The organism is Streptomyces sp. NPDC034670, assembly GCF_055574875.1.
The window spans coordinates 43,036-55,754 of the sequence record NZ_JBVITR010000008.1; the positions used below are offsets into that span (position 1 = coordinate 43,036).

Annotated in this window: 10 protein-coding genes and 2 pseudogenes; 8 read left to right on the top strand and 4 right to left on the bottom strand. The window is 72.9% G+C overall.

The window, feature by feature from the left end; translation table 11 throughout:
• Window positions 1-245: 245 nt before the first annotated feature.
• Both ACZ56B_RS08375 and ACZ56B_RS08380 read left to right on the top strand, forming a co-directional pair.
• A pseudogene (locus ACZ56B_RS08375) lies at window positions 246-1,337 on the top strand (MFS transporter); the annotation flags it as partial.
• Window positions 1,338-1,698: 361 nt separating this feature from the next.
• Window positions 1,699-2,076, top strand: a complete 378-nt coding sequence (locus ACZ56B_RS08380; protein WP_468787607.1) for a nuclear transport factor 2 family protein — start codon at window positions 1,699-1,701, stop codon at window positions 2,074-2,076.
• Window positions 2,077-2,544: 468 nt separating this feature from the next.
• Here the strand turns inward: ACZ56B_RS08380 and ACZ56B_RS08385 are convergent.
• Together ACZ56B_RS08385 and ACZ56B_RS08390 are read right to left on the bottom strand one after the other, a co-directional pair.
• A pseudogene (locus ACZ56B_RS08385) lies at window positions 2,545-2,805 on the bottom strand (ABC transporter substrate-binding protein); the annotation flags it as partial.
• Window positions 2,778-3,011, bottom strand: a complete 234-nt coding sequence (locus ACZ56B_RS08390) for a hypothetical protein (RefSeq protein ID WP_468787837.1) — start codon at window positions 3,009-3,011, stop codon at window positions 2,778-2,780. The gene ACZ56B_RS08390 and the pseudogene ACZ56B_RS08385, both read right to left, overlap by 28 nt.
• A gap of 613 nt (window positions 3,012-3,624) precedes the next feature.
• Here ACZ56B_RS08390 and ACZ56B_RS08395 point away from each other — a divergent pair.
• Complete coding sequence (locus ACZ56B_RS08395; RefSeq protein WP_468787609.1) at window positions 3,625-4,506, top strand: YceI family protein; 882 nt, start codon at window positions 3,625-3,627, stop codon at window positions 4,504-4,506.
• Between the two features lie 401 nt (window positions 4,507-4,907).
• On the top strand, window positions 4,908-6,413 hold the full coding sequence (locus ACZ56B_RS08400) for a serine/threonine-protein kinase (protein ID WP_468787611.1): 1,506 nt from the start codon (window positions 4,908-4,910) through the stop codon (window positions 6,411-6,413).
• Window positions 6,414-6,686: 273 nt separating this feature from the next.
• On the opposite strand, the gene ACZ56B_RS08405 is transcribed toward ACZ56B_RS08400, so the two are convergent.
• On the bottom strand, window positions 6,687-7,736 hold the full coding sequence (locus tag ACZ56B_RS08405) for a nitrilase-related carbon-nitrogen hydrolase (protein WP_468787613.1): 1,050 nt from the start codon (window positions 7,734-7,736) through the stop codon (window positions 6,687-6,689).
• A gap of 91 nt (window positions 7,737-7,827) precedes the next feature.
• Between ACZ56B_RS08405 and ACZ56B_RS08410 the strand changes: the two genes are divergently transcribed.
• Both ACZ56B_RS08410 and ACZ56B_RS08415 read left to right on the top strand, forming a co-directional pair.
• Window positions 7,828-8,481, top strand: a complete 654-nt coding sequence (locus ACZ56B_RS08410; RefSeq protein ID WP_468787615.1) for a YceI family protein — start codon at window positions 7,828-7,830, stop codon at window positions 8,479-8,481.
• Window positions 8,482-8,689: 208 nt separating this feature from the next.
• Window positions 8,690-9,151 (top strand): HIT family protein, encoded by a 462-nt coding sequence (locus ACZ56B_RS08415; RefSeq protein WP_468787617.1) that lies wholly within the window; start codon window positions 8,690-8,692, stop codon window positions 9,149-9,151.
• Window positions 9,152-9,806: 655 nt separating this feature from the next.
• Here ACZ56B_RS08415 and ACZ56B_RS08420 read toward each other — a convergent pair.
• Window positions 9,807-10,331, bottom strand: a complete 525-nt coding sequence (locus tag ACZ56B_RS08420) for a hypothetical protein (RefSeq protein WP_468787619.1) — start codon at window positions 10,329-10,331, stop codon at window positions 9,807-9,809.
• A 52-nt stretch (window positions 10,332-10,383) separates the two neighbouring features.
• Here ACZ56B_RS08420 and ACZ56B_RS08425 point away from each other — a divergent pair, with 52 nt between their 5' ends.
• Both ACZ56B_RS08425 and ACZ56B_RS08430 read left to right on the top strand, forming a co-directional pair.
• Window positions 10,384-10,563, top strand: coding sequence for a hypothetical protein (locus ACZ56B_RS08425; protein ID WP_468787621.1), 180 nt, complete (start codon window positions 10,384-10,386; stop codon window positions 10,561-10,563).
• Between the two features lie 783 nt (window positions 10,564-11,346).
• On the top strand, window positions 11,347-12,690 hold the full coding sequence (locus tag ACZ56B_RS08430; protein ID WP_468787623.1) for a COG1361 family protein: 1,344 nt from the start codon (window positions 11,347-11,349) through the stop codon (window positions 12,688-12,690).
• The last annotated feature ends 29 nt before the right edge of the window (window positions 12,691-12,719 follow it).

The window sequence follows — 12,719 nt, forward strand, 5'->3', positions numbered from 1 at the left end:
CGGGGGAGTGCCTGCTAGTCAGTGCAGGGAGGGCATTGAGTTTTTTTTTGTTCTCGGCCTCCCCCCCCCCCCCCCCCCCCCCCCGGCGCTCCCCCCCCCCCCCCCCCCCCCCCCCCCCCCCCCCACCCAACCCCCCCCCCCCCCCCCCCCCCCCCCCCCCCCCGGTGAGCGGGTCCCCGTCTCACCAACCTGGCGACCGGCTCCGTCCCGGCGCTGGTCCCGCATGCCCTTACGGAAAGGAAGACATGAGTACCGATCAACCTCCCCGGGCGGTGGCCACGCCGGCCGGCGGCGCGGGAACACCGGATGCGCGTCAGCTGCGCGCGATCCTGATCACCGTCTCGGTCGCGCTGATGGCCGTCATCGCATCGGTGTCCGGCCTGAACGTCGCCCAGACCCACATGGCCGTCGAGTTCGGCGCCTCGCAGACCACCGTTCTGTGGATCATCAACGTCTACACCCTCGCCCTGGCCGCGCTGCTGCTGCCGCTCGGCGCGATCGGTGACCGGGTGGGCCGCAAGCCCGTGCTGATCACCGGACTGATCATCTTCGGTGCCGCCGGCGTCGTCGCCGGGCTCGCCCCGTCGGCCGCGGTGATGATCGCCGCGCGCGTGGCCGCGGGCATCGGCGCCGCGATGATCATGCCGGTCACTCTCGTCGTCATCACCTCCACCTTCCCCGAGGAGGAACGGGGCAAGGCGATCGGCGTGTGGACCGGCGTCGCCGGGGGCGGCGGCATCCTGGGCATGTTCCTCTCCGCCCTGCTGGTCGACGTCGCCGACTGGCGCTGGCTGTTCGTGCTGCCCGTGGTCCTGGCCGCCGTCGCGCTGGTGATGACTCCGAAGTCGGTGCCCGACTCCCGCGAACGCTCCGCCCGTTCCTTCTCCCGCGAACGCTCCGCCCGTTCCTTCGACACCATCGGTGCGCTGGTCTCCACCACCGCCGTGACCGGTCTCGTCTTCGTCCTGCAGGAAGGCCCCGAGCGCGGCTGGACCGCCCCCGTCATCCTGATCGGCCTGGCCGTCGGCGTCGTCGCCGCCTCCGCCTTCGTGGCCTGGGAACTGCACCGCCGCGACGCATCCCTGCTGGACGTACGCATCTTCCGTGAGCGCGGCCCGGCCTCCGGCTCGATCACCCTGCTGGTCGTCTTCGGCGTCCAGGCCGGCATCGCCGTCGTCCTCTTCCCGTTCTTCCAAGCGGTGCTCGGCTGGTCGGGGCTGCTGTCCACGGTGGCGATGATGCCGATGGCCGCCATGATGATGACGGCCTCCGGCCTGGCCCCGAAGCTGGCCGCCGGGATCGGCGCCCGCTCCACCATGGCCGTGGGCGTCGCCCTGCGCGGCCCGGAGGACACCGCCCCCCCTCCAGCCCGACACCGACGCCGAGGCCGAGGTCGAGGCAGCCCCGGGGACCGGGGGCACGGAGAACGCCGCCGCTCGCTGACCTCGCAGGAACTCCGTGCGGACGGAGCACGACGCCGCCCGCACGGCAGACGGCCGTCGGGCACACCGCGGCCTCGCGGTGCGCCCGACGGCCGCACAGCACCCTGAGCGCAACCCGGCACCCCCCGATCACCCGCAGGAGGGGCACTCGACCGACCTCCGGAACACGGCCCGGTGCGGTGACCGGAATGTTCGCCGTGCCCGGAAGACGGCTCACAGGACGAACGAGCCGCGAAGGAACTGGTACTACTGGTGCATGCATGAAGAGACCGCGCGGTCCGCGATCGACACGTTCATCTCCGCGTTCAACGCCTCGGACGACGGTTACGTGACCGGGCTGCTCTCCCAGGCCCTTACCTCGGACGTGATTTTCTGGGGACCGTTGGGCCGCAGCGAGGGGATCGAGGCGGCGGAACGGTTCGTGCTGGACATCCGGCGCCACCCGGCGGGAACCGGCACGATGGTGCGCTGCTCGGCGGTGGACATGCCGGACGAGTGGGCCCGGTACCAGTGGGTCTTCACCACGCCGGACGGAGGCCCCCGCCTGGCGGGGACGGACGTCGTCCATCTGCGGCGGAGTCTCATCGACCAGATCATCGTCTTCGCGGGGGAGGTCAAGCCGCCCGGCTCCTGAGCCCTCCTCCGCCTGAACGGTCCCCGTTCGGATCGGCGCCGGCCTTCCGACCGGACTCCCCCACGGGGCGCCCGCGGCTCAGCTGCGTGTCCTCCGCCTCCTTCCCCCGGGGAACGCGCGGGTTCGCGCCGCCTGGGCCCGGACGGCACGGGGCGGTGCCGTCACGGGACGACGGGGGACGTGGCGGGCGCCGGCGCGCGGGCGGCGACGGCCGGTGCGGCCTCGCGCCGGGGCGCGGTGCACCGTGGCACGTCGAACGGTTCGGCAGGTGCATCAAGGCGGCGGGTCCGGGAACCGGCCCTCCGCCGCCTGCCCGCAGGGGGTCCATGTCACCGTCGGTGGCGGTCGCCGCGACACCGGATCCGCCGCGCCGCTTCCCCGACACGGCGGTCGCCCGGGTTCAGCACTCGCGGCTCGGAGCGCCGGGGTCGTACGGATCGGACACGGCCCTGGCGCGCCGCGGTTCGGTCAGCCCCGGAACCCGCGCACGTACTTCGCGAACTCTTCCAGGCCGTCGATGTTGCGCGGCCCGCCGACGCCCTCGTCGTAGTCGAGGATGAAGAAGTTGTCCTTCCTGACGGCAGGCAGCTCCTTCGTGCGGGGGGACTTCCTCAGGAAGTCGATCTTCTTCTGGGCGGGCAGGTCCCCGTAGTCGAGGATCATGATGACTTCCGGCTCCGCTCCGGCGACGGCCTCCCAGTTCACCTGGGTCCACCACTGGTCGCGACCAAGGAGCGCGCGCAGGCCGGGGACGCGACCGCCGCGGGCCGCGCGGCGACCCTGATCACCGCCACCCAGTCGCTGACCGCCCTCCTCGCGGCGCCGCTGGTCGCGCTGCCGGCCCTGCTGTGGGCTGGCAGGGCGATCTGTGGGCCGCCGCCGCGCTCTCGTCCGTACTGGCCCTGTACTTCCTCCTCCGAGGCCGCCGTCGTCATGCTGCGGCCGGTTCGTGAGGGTGCCCCGGGCCTTCCTGCCGGGGCCGCTCACCGGGTGGGCGGGGAAGGGGTTCCGGCGCCGGCCCGCTTCGACCACGCCGAACCGGAACTCGACCGGTCGCCGAGCCGCGCGACGCCGTGCGCCGGGGGGGGGGGGGGGGGGGGGGGGGGGGGGGGGGGGGGGGGCGGGGGGGGGGGTGGGGGGGGGGGGGGGGGGGGGGGGGGGGGGGGGGGGGGGGGGGCCGCCCCCCCACCCTCCCCCCCCCCCCCCCCCCCCCCCCCCCCCCCCCCCCCCCCCCCCCCCCTTCCCCTCCCCGGGCCCCCCCTCGCGGGGACGGATCCGGTGCGGGTGACGCGGCACTGCGGCTCCGGGGGCTGACGGGCAGGCGCTCGCGGCGCGCCGGGGCCGTCCCGGTCGGCGCACGGCCCGTGCGCCGACCGGGAAGGACCTCCGCGGTACCGGGTGATCGGAGCGCAGGGGTTACTCGTGTGAGTTCTGCGTGCTCGCGCTGGTTCCCCCCAGGGTGCTTGCCTGTTGCATCCAAAGCTTGGGGGGTGATCGAATGGCCGTCCGGCAATCGGTGTTCTCGACGTTACGCAGAGGGTGTCGCACATGATGGGCCGCTGGCTGGCAAGCCGAACGAAACGGGATCAGCGGACGGGCCCCCCGGCAGCCGTGCGGGATCCCTCGAACGCCGGGGTGCTGAGCTGCCGGGTCCTCGGCCCGGCCGACGAGCCGGTGCCGCACGCCCGGTTCGCGGTCAGCGACGCACTGGGGCACACCGTGGCCGAAGGGGAGACGGACCCCTTCGGATCGTTCACGGCCACGGTTCCGGCGGGGGAACACCGGCTCGCGGTGCTCGCCGAGGGATACGTGCCGTACCAGGCGCCGTGCACGGTCACCGAGAACTCCCCCGCTTCGCCCGGCGACGTGATCCTGCAGGTGGAGCAGCCGATGGAGATGCCCGCACCGGGCGACTGGGAGATCGATCCGGCCCACTCCTCGATCACCTGCACCGCGCAGCACATCGGACTGGCCCGGGTGCACGGCCGGTTCAACTCCTTCGCGGGAACGGTGCGGATCACCGACGACCTGACGCAGACGGCGATGCACGTGGTGATCGACGCGGCGACCATCGACACCAACGTGAAGTTGCGCGACGACCATCTGCGGTCGGAGGACTTCCTGGACGTGGCGCGGTTCCCGACCATCGAGTTCTACAGCGACCGGTTCGAGCCCCAGGGCGGCAACCGGTGGGCCGTCATCGGTGAGCTGTGGCTGCACGGGGTGGCGCGTACGGTCACCCTGGACACGGAATACCTCGGGCTCGCCCGTGGCCTGGAGGGCGAGGTCCGCGCGGTCTGCCGGGCCACCGCCAAACTGCATCGCGGCCAGTTCGCGATGAACTGGCAGGCGATGCTGGCACGGGGCATCGCCGCCGTCGGCCCCATCGTCCGGGTCGACATCGACGTGCAGGCCGTGCCCAAGAGCTGACCGGCCGGCCCGCCCCGGCGGAGCGGACGCGTCGGCCCTGCGGAGAGCGGCGAGGTGGTGGACGAAGGCTGTCGGCCGCCGCCGTGCACGAAGCCGGGGGCGCGCCTGAGGTCCGTACCGGGACCGCGCGTTCCCGGGCCGCCTCGCCCGATGCCCCGCCCGGCCGCCCCGGGAGCGGGGGCGTCGTCGTGTTCGCAAGGCCGGCGGGCACCGGCGGGACCCGACGGGACCCGACGGGCGAAGGCCTCGCTTCGCGAAGTGCCGCCGCGGTGCCGTGCCGGGGGTACTCCGGCTCCTCGTGGGTACCTGGCGTCCGGCGGCGCGTCGCTCACGACTCGCCAGGGCATGCGCACCTCGATGCAGTGGGAGAGGGAATGGGGCTTCGCGAGTCGGCTCGGACCATGACTTCCCGGTGTTCCGCCGAGGTACTGAGCGGCCGGTACCGGCTGGACGGCCTCCTCGGTTCGGGCGGCGCCGCGGATGTCCACCGAGGTTTCGACCTGCGCCTGAGGCGACCGGTGGCGGTCAAGGTCTTCCGGCCCGGCACCGGCGTCGACATCGAGGAGAACCTGCACGGCGAAGCGGTGATCCTGGCCCGGTTGCACCACCCCGGACTCGTCACCGCCTACGACGCCGGGCAGCACAACGGGCGTGCCTTCCTGGTCATGCAACTGGTCGAGGGCAGCACACTGAAGAACCACATCGCCGAGGGCCCGCTGTCGCCCGAAGCGACCGCCGCGCTCGGCGCCGACCTGGCCCGGGCGCTGGCTCACGCACACGAAGCGGGAGTCGTCCACCGGGACGTCAAACCGTCCAACATCCTCCTGGACGCTTCCCACCGCCCCTACCTGACCGACTTCGGCATCTCCCGCCTGCTGGACGCCACCACCCGCACCGCCACCGGCACGCTCGTCGGCACCGCCGCCTACCTCTCCCCCGAGCAGGTCCTCGGCCGGCCCGTCGGCCGGCCCGCCGACGTGTACGCCCTCGGCCTGGTGCTCCTCGAATGCCTCACGGGCAGGCTCGAGTACGACGGCGGCCCCCTGGAAGCAGCGATCGCGCGACTGCACCGCCAGCCTGTCCTGCCCCACCACCTGCCGGAACAACTGGCCTCCCTGCTACGGGACATGACGGCCCTGGACGAGCAGGACCGCCCGACAGCCCGCGACTGCGCCCGGACGCTGGCCGCGCTGGCCGGGACAGCACGTCCCGAAGCCGGTCCGTCGGCGCGGGCCACGAGCCTCATCGCCGGCCGCGCATCGTCGCGGACGGCCGATCACACGCACATGAGTCCGCTGCCCGGCAAGGGCCGGGCCGCTCCCCGCACCGTGTCCGCGCGGGGCCGCACCCTCGTGGGCGGCGCGACCGTTGCGCTCGCCGCTGTCATGGCAACCGCCTTCGCCCTCAACGACGACTCCGCCCCGCCGGGCGACGACCGGAGCGCGACCAAGGCCACCAGCGCCCCCACCGCAGAACCGGACCCTCCTGACAGCACGGGGCGGGAGGGCGACGACCGAGGCACGGCCAGGGCCCCGGATTCCCCCACGGGGACTTCGGATCCTCCTGGCGGCGCAGGGCAGAAGGAGGTGGCCACGCCGCCCGCGGCGGCGCCGTCCTCCGGCCGCGGCGCCTCCGTCGGCACACCCTCCGACGGCATACCCGCACGAAGCACCGGTCCCGCCTCCCGCGGCCCGAACCACGAATCCGCCACCGAGGCGGCCCCGCACGACCCTGCGACCAAAACGCCACAAGCCGGGCCGAGCGACACGGACACACCCGCAGGGACACCGCAGGGCGGTGCGGCGACCGAGCCCTCGCACCAACCGCCCGGCCGGACGAAGAAGGCGGAGAAGACCGGGAACAACGCACAGCGGAAGGAAGCCGGGAAGACAGCCGCGGAACGCTGAAGGCGCGGGCCGGACACCGGCCGCCGCCGCCGGCCCTCGACCAGCCCCCGGCAGCGTGATCCGCCCGGAAACGGGCAGGCACCCGTCCGCATCCACGCGCCTCTCCGGCCCGTCGAGGAAGTGCGCCAGGTGCGGGACGTGACGGGCTCGGTCGTCCTCGACGAAGGAGGCGGGACGGCGACGGGCCTGCGGGCGCGGCCGGGCAGCGGCGGCACCGGTGTCCTGGTGACGTGGACGGCCTCCCCCGGCCTCGGACCGAGTCCGGGGGACCGGCTACCGCCGGCCCGCTGCCGTGTCACCGGTCCTGGTGGCAGTGGCCCTCGCCGCCTCGTCGACGTGCAGCGTGAAGACGTCGGGACGGGCGTAGTGGCCGGTCGGGTCGAAGTCGAAGCGGGCGCGGGTCAGGTCGTCGAGGTCGAGTTCCGCGGTCAGGATGCCTTCGCCGTCGCGCAGTGGACCGGCCAGAACCTCACCGAGCGGGGAGACGATGACGGATCCGCCGCCGATCAGAACGGTCTCCGGTGCGTCTCCCTGGACGGGGTGGACGTCGTGGGGCAGGGCGTCACGGCGCAGGTACTGGCCGGCCCCGAGGACGAAGCAGCGTCCTTCCAGGGCGATGTGCCGCATGGTGGCCTGCCACGCGTCGCGGTCGTCCACGGTCGGGGCGCACCACAGGTCGACTCCCTTGGCGTACATGGCCGTACGGAACAGCGGCATGTAGTTCTCCCAGCAGATGGCCGCGCCCAGGCGGGCCGTGCCGGTGTCGATGACGGGAAGGGTGGAGCCGTCGCCCTGGCCCCACAAGTAACGCTCGGCGGCCGTCGGCACGAGCTTGCGGTGCAGCCCCAGATAGCCGTCCGGGCCGAAGAACAGGGCGACGCAGTACAGGGTGCCGCCCTGGCGTTCGACGGCGCCGACGACGGCGTGGCAGCGGAGCTCGCGGGTGAGCGCCGCCAGAGCCTCCACCTCGGGGCCGGGGATGTCGATGGCAGCGGCATGGTAGCGGCGGAACAGGTCCCGGCCGTCCGGTGTGCGACTGCCGACGGTGATGCCGAAGTCCAGGCCTTTGGGGTAGCCGCCGAGGAACGCCTCGGGGAGGACGACGATCTCGGCGCGGTGGTCGGCGGCCGCTCGGCGGATCAGTTCCTCGGCGCGGGTCAGCGCGGCGGGCGTGTCGAACAGCGGGGCGGCGGGCAGGACGACGGTTCCGGTCGCCCAGGTCTCCCGGGGTCGCTGGACATGCCGGCCGCACGGAGGGCCGGCCTCACCGGCCGACCGGAGGCCACTCATGTCGATCTCGTGCAGCTTTGCAGTCGACGGCATGGAACCCGGACGAGACCACCCATCTCGCCGCGTGGCACCTGCCGACTCCGTGATAGCACGGAGCGATCAGACAGAAAGGGCCCACGACCTCATGGGTATCTTCAGCCGCCGTCAGGCAGCCGTCGTCGAGCCGGCACCGACCGCCGGTACCGGCACGCCCGCTGCGGGAGCCTCGGCCACCGGTGCCGCACTGGACCCGGCGCTGCGGGCGCTGACCGGGCGATGGACCATCGACCGCCCGCACAGCCGCATCGGATTCTCCGTGCGGCACGCGATGGTGACGACGGTTCGGGGGGCCTTCACCGACTACGACAGCACGCTGTACTTCGACGGAGCGAGGCCCTCCGAGTCGCGGGCCGACCTCGTCATCCGGGTCGCCAGCGTCGACACGGGCGTGGAACAACGGGACGCGCACCTCGTCGGCACCGACTTCTTCGACGCGCGGCGCCACCCGGAGATGGTGTTCCGCAGCACCTCCACCCTCCACGAGGGCGGGGAGAGCTTCCGCATGACGGGAGACCTGACCATCCGCGGCGTCACCCGGCCCGTCGACCTGCAGCTCGACTACCTCGGCTCGGTCGTGGATCCGTTCGGGTACGAGCGAGCCGGCTTCGACGGCACCACCACCATCGACCGTACCGAGTGGGGGCTGGTCTACAACCAGCGCCTCAAGACCGGCGGCACCATGGTGAGCGAGAAGGTCCGGTTGCAGTTCGACATCTCCGCGATCCGGTCCACGTCGTAGTCGCCCTCGTGGACGTCTTCATGGACGTCTTCGTGGACGTCTTCGCCGGCTGTCCGCGCCCTCGGGTCCGTCAGCGCGAGGGCCCGGACCGGCTGCTCCACGGAGACGGGCACCTGCCGGGCGGATGCCCGAGGGAGGACGCGGCACTCCCACGTACGGGTCGGCGCGGTCAGGAGCGGTTCCGGGACCGCTGTCGCATGCTGTGTCCATGGAACCGTTCGCCGGGGATCCGGCCTGCGCCTTCTGCGGCATCGTCTCCGGCCGGGCGCCGGCCAGTCGCGTGTACGAGGACGAGCTGGTCCTGTCCTTCATGGACATCCACCCGGCTGCGCCTGGAGACCTCCTCGTCATCCCCAAGGTGCACGTGGCGGGCCTGGAGGACATCGATGAGGCCCTGATGGCCCACCTGTTCCGCGTCGTACACCTGCTGGCGCGGGCCCTGCGGCGCTCGGAGCTGCCCTGCGAGGGAGTGAACGTGTTCCTCGCCGACGGTGAAGCCGCCGATCAGACGGTCTTCCATCTCCACGTGCACGTCTTCCCCCGCACCGCGGACGACCGGTTCCGCTTGGAGGTCAGGTGGCAGGAACGGTCCCGTGCCGCCCTCGACCGGGACGCCGCACTGATCAGGGCGCGCCTGGACCGCGGCGGGGACCGCCGCGGAACTCCCTGAGGCGTGCCGGGTGGCGGAGCGGGCGGCTCATGACACCGGGCGGGAGCTGATCGAGGCCCCGGTGGGGACGGTGTTCCCCGTGATGACGCCGGCCGGTCGCCGTGTCGGGCGCCGGCCGGGCCTGCCCGGTCGAGGGTTCGTCTGGACGTTCAAGGCGTTGCACGCGTCGAGCGGTGGTCCTGCGTCAGGACCGGGGCGGTGGGCCGGGAGATGCCACCGGTCCAGTCGGAACGGGCCGGACCGCCAGGGCGCGGGTCGTCCACCGCCCGGTCCCCGGGGCCTGTCCGGCGCGGGGCTTTTCCGGGCCAGGCGCGGAAGCGGGGGGCGGTGCCGCCGGCCTTCTGCTCGGGCACGGCCCGACCCTGTTTCCGGTGCCCGTGCTCGGCCGGCCCGGCTTGGCGCGGTGGCGGACGCCGGCGTGTCCGCCGGGCGCCGTCGAGGACGGACGCCTCGCCCATGTTCTCGGCGTCTTCACTGGCCGGATGTGGTGCGGGCATCGGGGCAGGTCTCCCCCACGCCCCCGCCACCGGTGCGGACCGGGTGCGCGGCGGCCCGGCGCCCAGGTCGTCGGCGACGGTCCGTCCATCGGCGGGGTCGCTCGACGCCACGACGGATCTCCTTGATCCGGTTCATCGCGCCGGCTCTGTGCTTCCGCTCAGGTGAGCGTGAGGGTGGTGACTCCGGTGGCGTCGGTGATGCCGGTGGTCAGGCACTTGAGGGCGTTGAGTTGGGGGAGGGTGATGGTTTGGACCGCGCTGGATCCCTGGAAGGGTCCTTGGGTGACGGTACCGGTGAAGACGGTGACCACCTGGCCGGCGACGGCGGTGCTGCTGCCGCTGCCGGTGATGACGCTGGCGGCACCGGTGTTCCAGGTGATGGTGCGCTGGCCGGTGAAGCTGCCCAGCAGGTCGTTGCAGCCGACGAACAGGGTGAACTGCTCCCCGTAACCGCCGCTGGTGACTTGACCGGTTGCATCGAGACACGAGGTGAAGGTGCCGGTGGTGCTGAGATCGATCTCGCGAGCCTGGAAGAGGACGCCGGGACTGTAGGTGGTGGTCTCCGTGCCCGTGCACTGGACGACCTGAAGCGGTTGCGCCCGCACCGACGCCGACGCGGTCGCCGGCATCGCGAACACGGCCGCGACGGCGGCGACGAGCGCCGCCCGTGAACTGCGCCTCATACGTACGGTTCCTTCCTCACAGGACCAGGGCCTGGCCACGGTCCGGACACCCGTGGGGTCTCCTCCCCCGTCCGGGGTGGGGCGGGCCGGGAACTGGTCGATCCGGCTGACGGTGCTGAGCAGGCAGTCCGCGGTCGCCGTGGACACGGCCTGGGCGCTGCCCCTGCTGATCGTGTCGGCGTCGGCGCAGGGCCGGCGGGGGACCTGTGCCTCGGGCCGGTCCGCCCGATGACCGGGGGCGCGGCCGGAACTGTCTTGCCGACTCCGTTCCCGTACGGATGACCGGGGCCGTGGTCCGGTCGGTTTCCGCGATGGGCAGCAGGGCACGTGCCACAGCAGGGGTGACGACTGTGGCGGTAGGGCGCCGAAGCGGTGCTCCCACGGATGTCCCCCTGTGAGCGGTACGAGCCGACCGACCGATCGTGGGCCCGGGGTGCGAGGAGAACAAGACGTGCGGGGCAGCGGATCAGGGGCGCACGGAAGCACACACCCGGCACCCGGGCAGACGGTTCCATCGCCGCGGCGGAACGATGTGGAGACCTCGGAGTCGGTGGCTCCCCCGCTTCCGTGAGGGACTCCCCCGCGATGAGCGAGCCGGGCGGAGCCCTGCCCTCCTGCCGTTCCCGTATGTATCCGGCGCCACACCACCCCGAACCGGTGCGCCGCCCAGTGCGCCGGAGCCCGCTGTGCGCAAGCCTCACCACCGCCACGGCCGCGGCCGCCGCCGGCCTCCTCCCCGAGCCGCCTGCCGACCGGTGGCCCGCCCCCGGCCGCTGCCCCGGCGCCTCACCGGCACGTTCCTCCTCGCCCGGACCGCCCCGCGCACCCGTGAAAGGCCCGCACGACAACCGCCCGAAAGCGAAACTCCTTGCTCAGAGCCTTTGTGACAGACCGTCAGAATTGACCCTGTGTCATCTGCCGGGTTGGCACATCCCTTTCTTTTCCCCTTGATCATTCAGCCGGTATACCGAAGACTTCGGTGCACCACTCACCAGCTCATCCCCAGGGGGAAACCATGAGACCCGTCTCCGTCGGGCGTTCAGTGCGCCTCGGAGCCTGTGTCACCGCGGCGGCCGGGCTGCTCGCCGCCGGTCTCGCCGTACCCGCGTTCGCGGACGAACCGCAGACCGACCAGCTGTGGATCAACGCGCCGTACGAGCAGACCCTGCCGCTCGGTACGGACGGCGAGGGGCCGCAGTCCCGCCCGCTCGACATCGGTCTCTACCACGACAACGACAACTTCACGGTCACCGACGGCAAGGTCACCGTGGACGTCTCCGGGCTCGCCGGCGTGGCCGAGGTGACCTGGCCGGAGAACTGCGCACCGAACGGGACGACCGCCGTGTGCGACGTGCCGGAAGTGCCCGTGATCGGGCCCGCCTACAGCGAGCAGGTCCGCCTCGTCGTCCGCGCGGCCGACGGCGCGGCGGCCGGGGCGCGGGGCAGGATCACCTACGAGGCGACGGCCGCCGGCGGCCCCTCCGGCACGCTCGTCGCGCCCCACGACAGCTTCGACACCACGCTCACCGTCGCCGCCGGACCCGACCTGGCGATCGCCGACATCGCCCCGATCAGGCACGCCGCACCCGGCGACGAGAAGACCGTCCCCTTCGAGCTGACCAACAACGGCGACTCGACCGCACACGGCTTCGCCCTCACCCTGATGGCCTCGTACGGGCTGGAGGAGCTGACCCGGTACGACGCCTGCGCGTACTCCCGGACCGGCGATGACGACTACGCGCCGATGACACGCGTCATCTGCTCCTTCGACCAGGAGCTGGCGCCGGGCGACACCTTCGAGCTGCCCGAGCCGCTGAAGGTGAGGCTCGCCCGGCACGCGCTGCAGGAGCGGCTCGACATCAGCGTCGACCCGGGCGGCGGCGCCGAGGACCTGCGGTGGGACGACAACTCCATAGCCCTGACGATCGGGGCCGACAGCACCGCCGACTTCTCGGTCACCGGTGACGCGGTCTCCGGTGCGGCGGGTGAGACGGTCACGGCCCGGCTCACGTTCAGGAACAACGGTCCCGGCTGGCTCGGCAACATCGGCTCCGGCGACCCCGTCGCCCACGTCCGGATGATCGTCCCCCGGGGCACCACGGTCACCGGCGTCCCGTCCGGCTGCGCCCCGCGCACCCTCTCCGGCGGCCACCACCCGCAGCGGACCGGCGCCCCGCGCTACGACTGCGTCCTGCCGTACTGGGTGCTGGAGGACGCGGAACACTCGTACGCCTTCTCGCTGCGGATCGACGCCGTGGTGCCCGGCACGACCGGTGCCGTGAGCATCCACCCCGAGTTCGGCGAGTTCAGGTTCGACCCGGACACCACGAACAACACGGCGGTCCTGGCCGTCAACTGAGCGGACTCCCCCGCCGGCCGGCGGTGATC

Bases quoted from the DNA above. Each gene is read 5' to 3' on its own strand.
- ACZ56B_RS08420 (WP_468787619.1), bottom strand. From the start codon at position 10,331: ATGAGGCGCAGTTCACGGGCGGCGCTCGTCGCCGCCGTCGCGGCCGTG.
- ACZ56B_RS08410 (WP_468787615.1), top strand. From the start codon at position 7,828: ATGGGTATCTTCAGCCGCCGTCAGGCAGCCGTCGTCGAGCCGGCACCG.
- ACZ56B_RS08430 (WP_468787623.1), top strand. From the start codon at position 11,347: ATGAGACCCGTCTCCGTCGGGCGTTCAGTGCGCCTCGGAGCCTGTGTC.
- ACZ56B_RS08380 (WP_468787607.1), top strand. From the start codon at position 1,699: ATGCATGAAGAGACCGCGCGGTCCGCGATCGACACGTTCATCTCCGCG.
- ACZ56B_RS08400 (WP_468787611.1), top strand. From the start codon at position 4,908: ATGACTTCCCGGTGTTCCGCCGAGGTACTGAGCGGCCGGTACCGGCTG.
- ACZ56B_RS08390 (WP_468787837.1), bottom strand. From the start codon at position 3,011: ATGACGACGGCGGCCTCGGAGGAGGAAGTACAGGGCCAGTACGGACGA.
- ACZ56B_RS08395 (WP_468787609.1), top strand. From the start codon at position 3,625: ATGATGGGCCGCTGGCTGGCAAGCCGAACGAAACGGGATCAGCGGACG.
- ACZ56B_RS08405 (WP_468787613.1), bottom strand. From the start codon at position 7,736: ATGCCGTCGACTGCAAAGCTGCACGAGATCGACATGAGTGGCCTCCGG.
- ACZ56B_RS08415 (WP_468787617.1), top strand. From the start codon at position 8,690: ATGGAACCGTTCGCCGGGGATCCGGCCTGCGCCTTCTGCGGCATCGTC.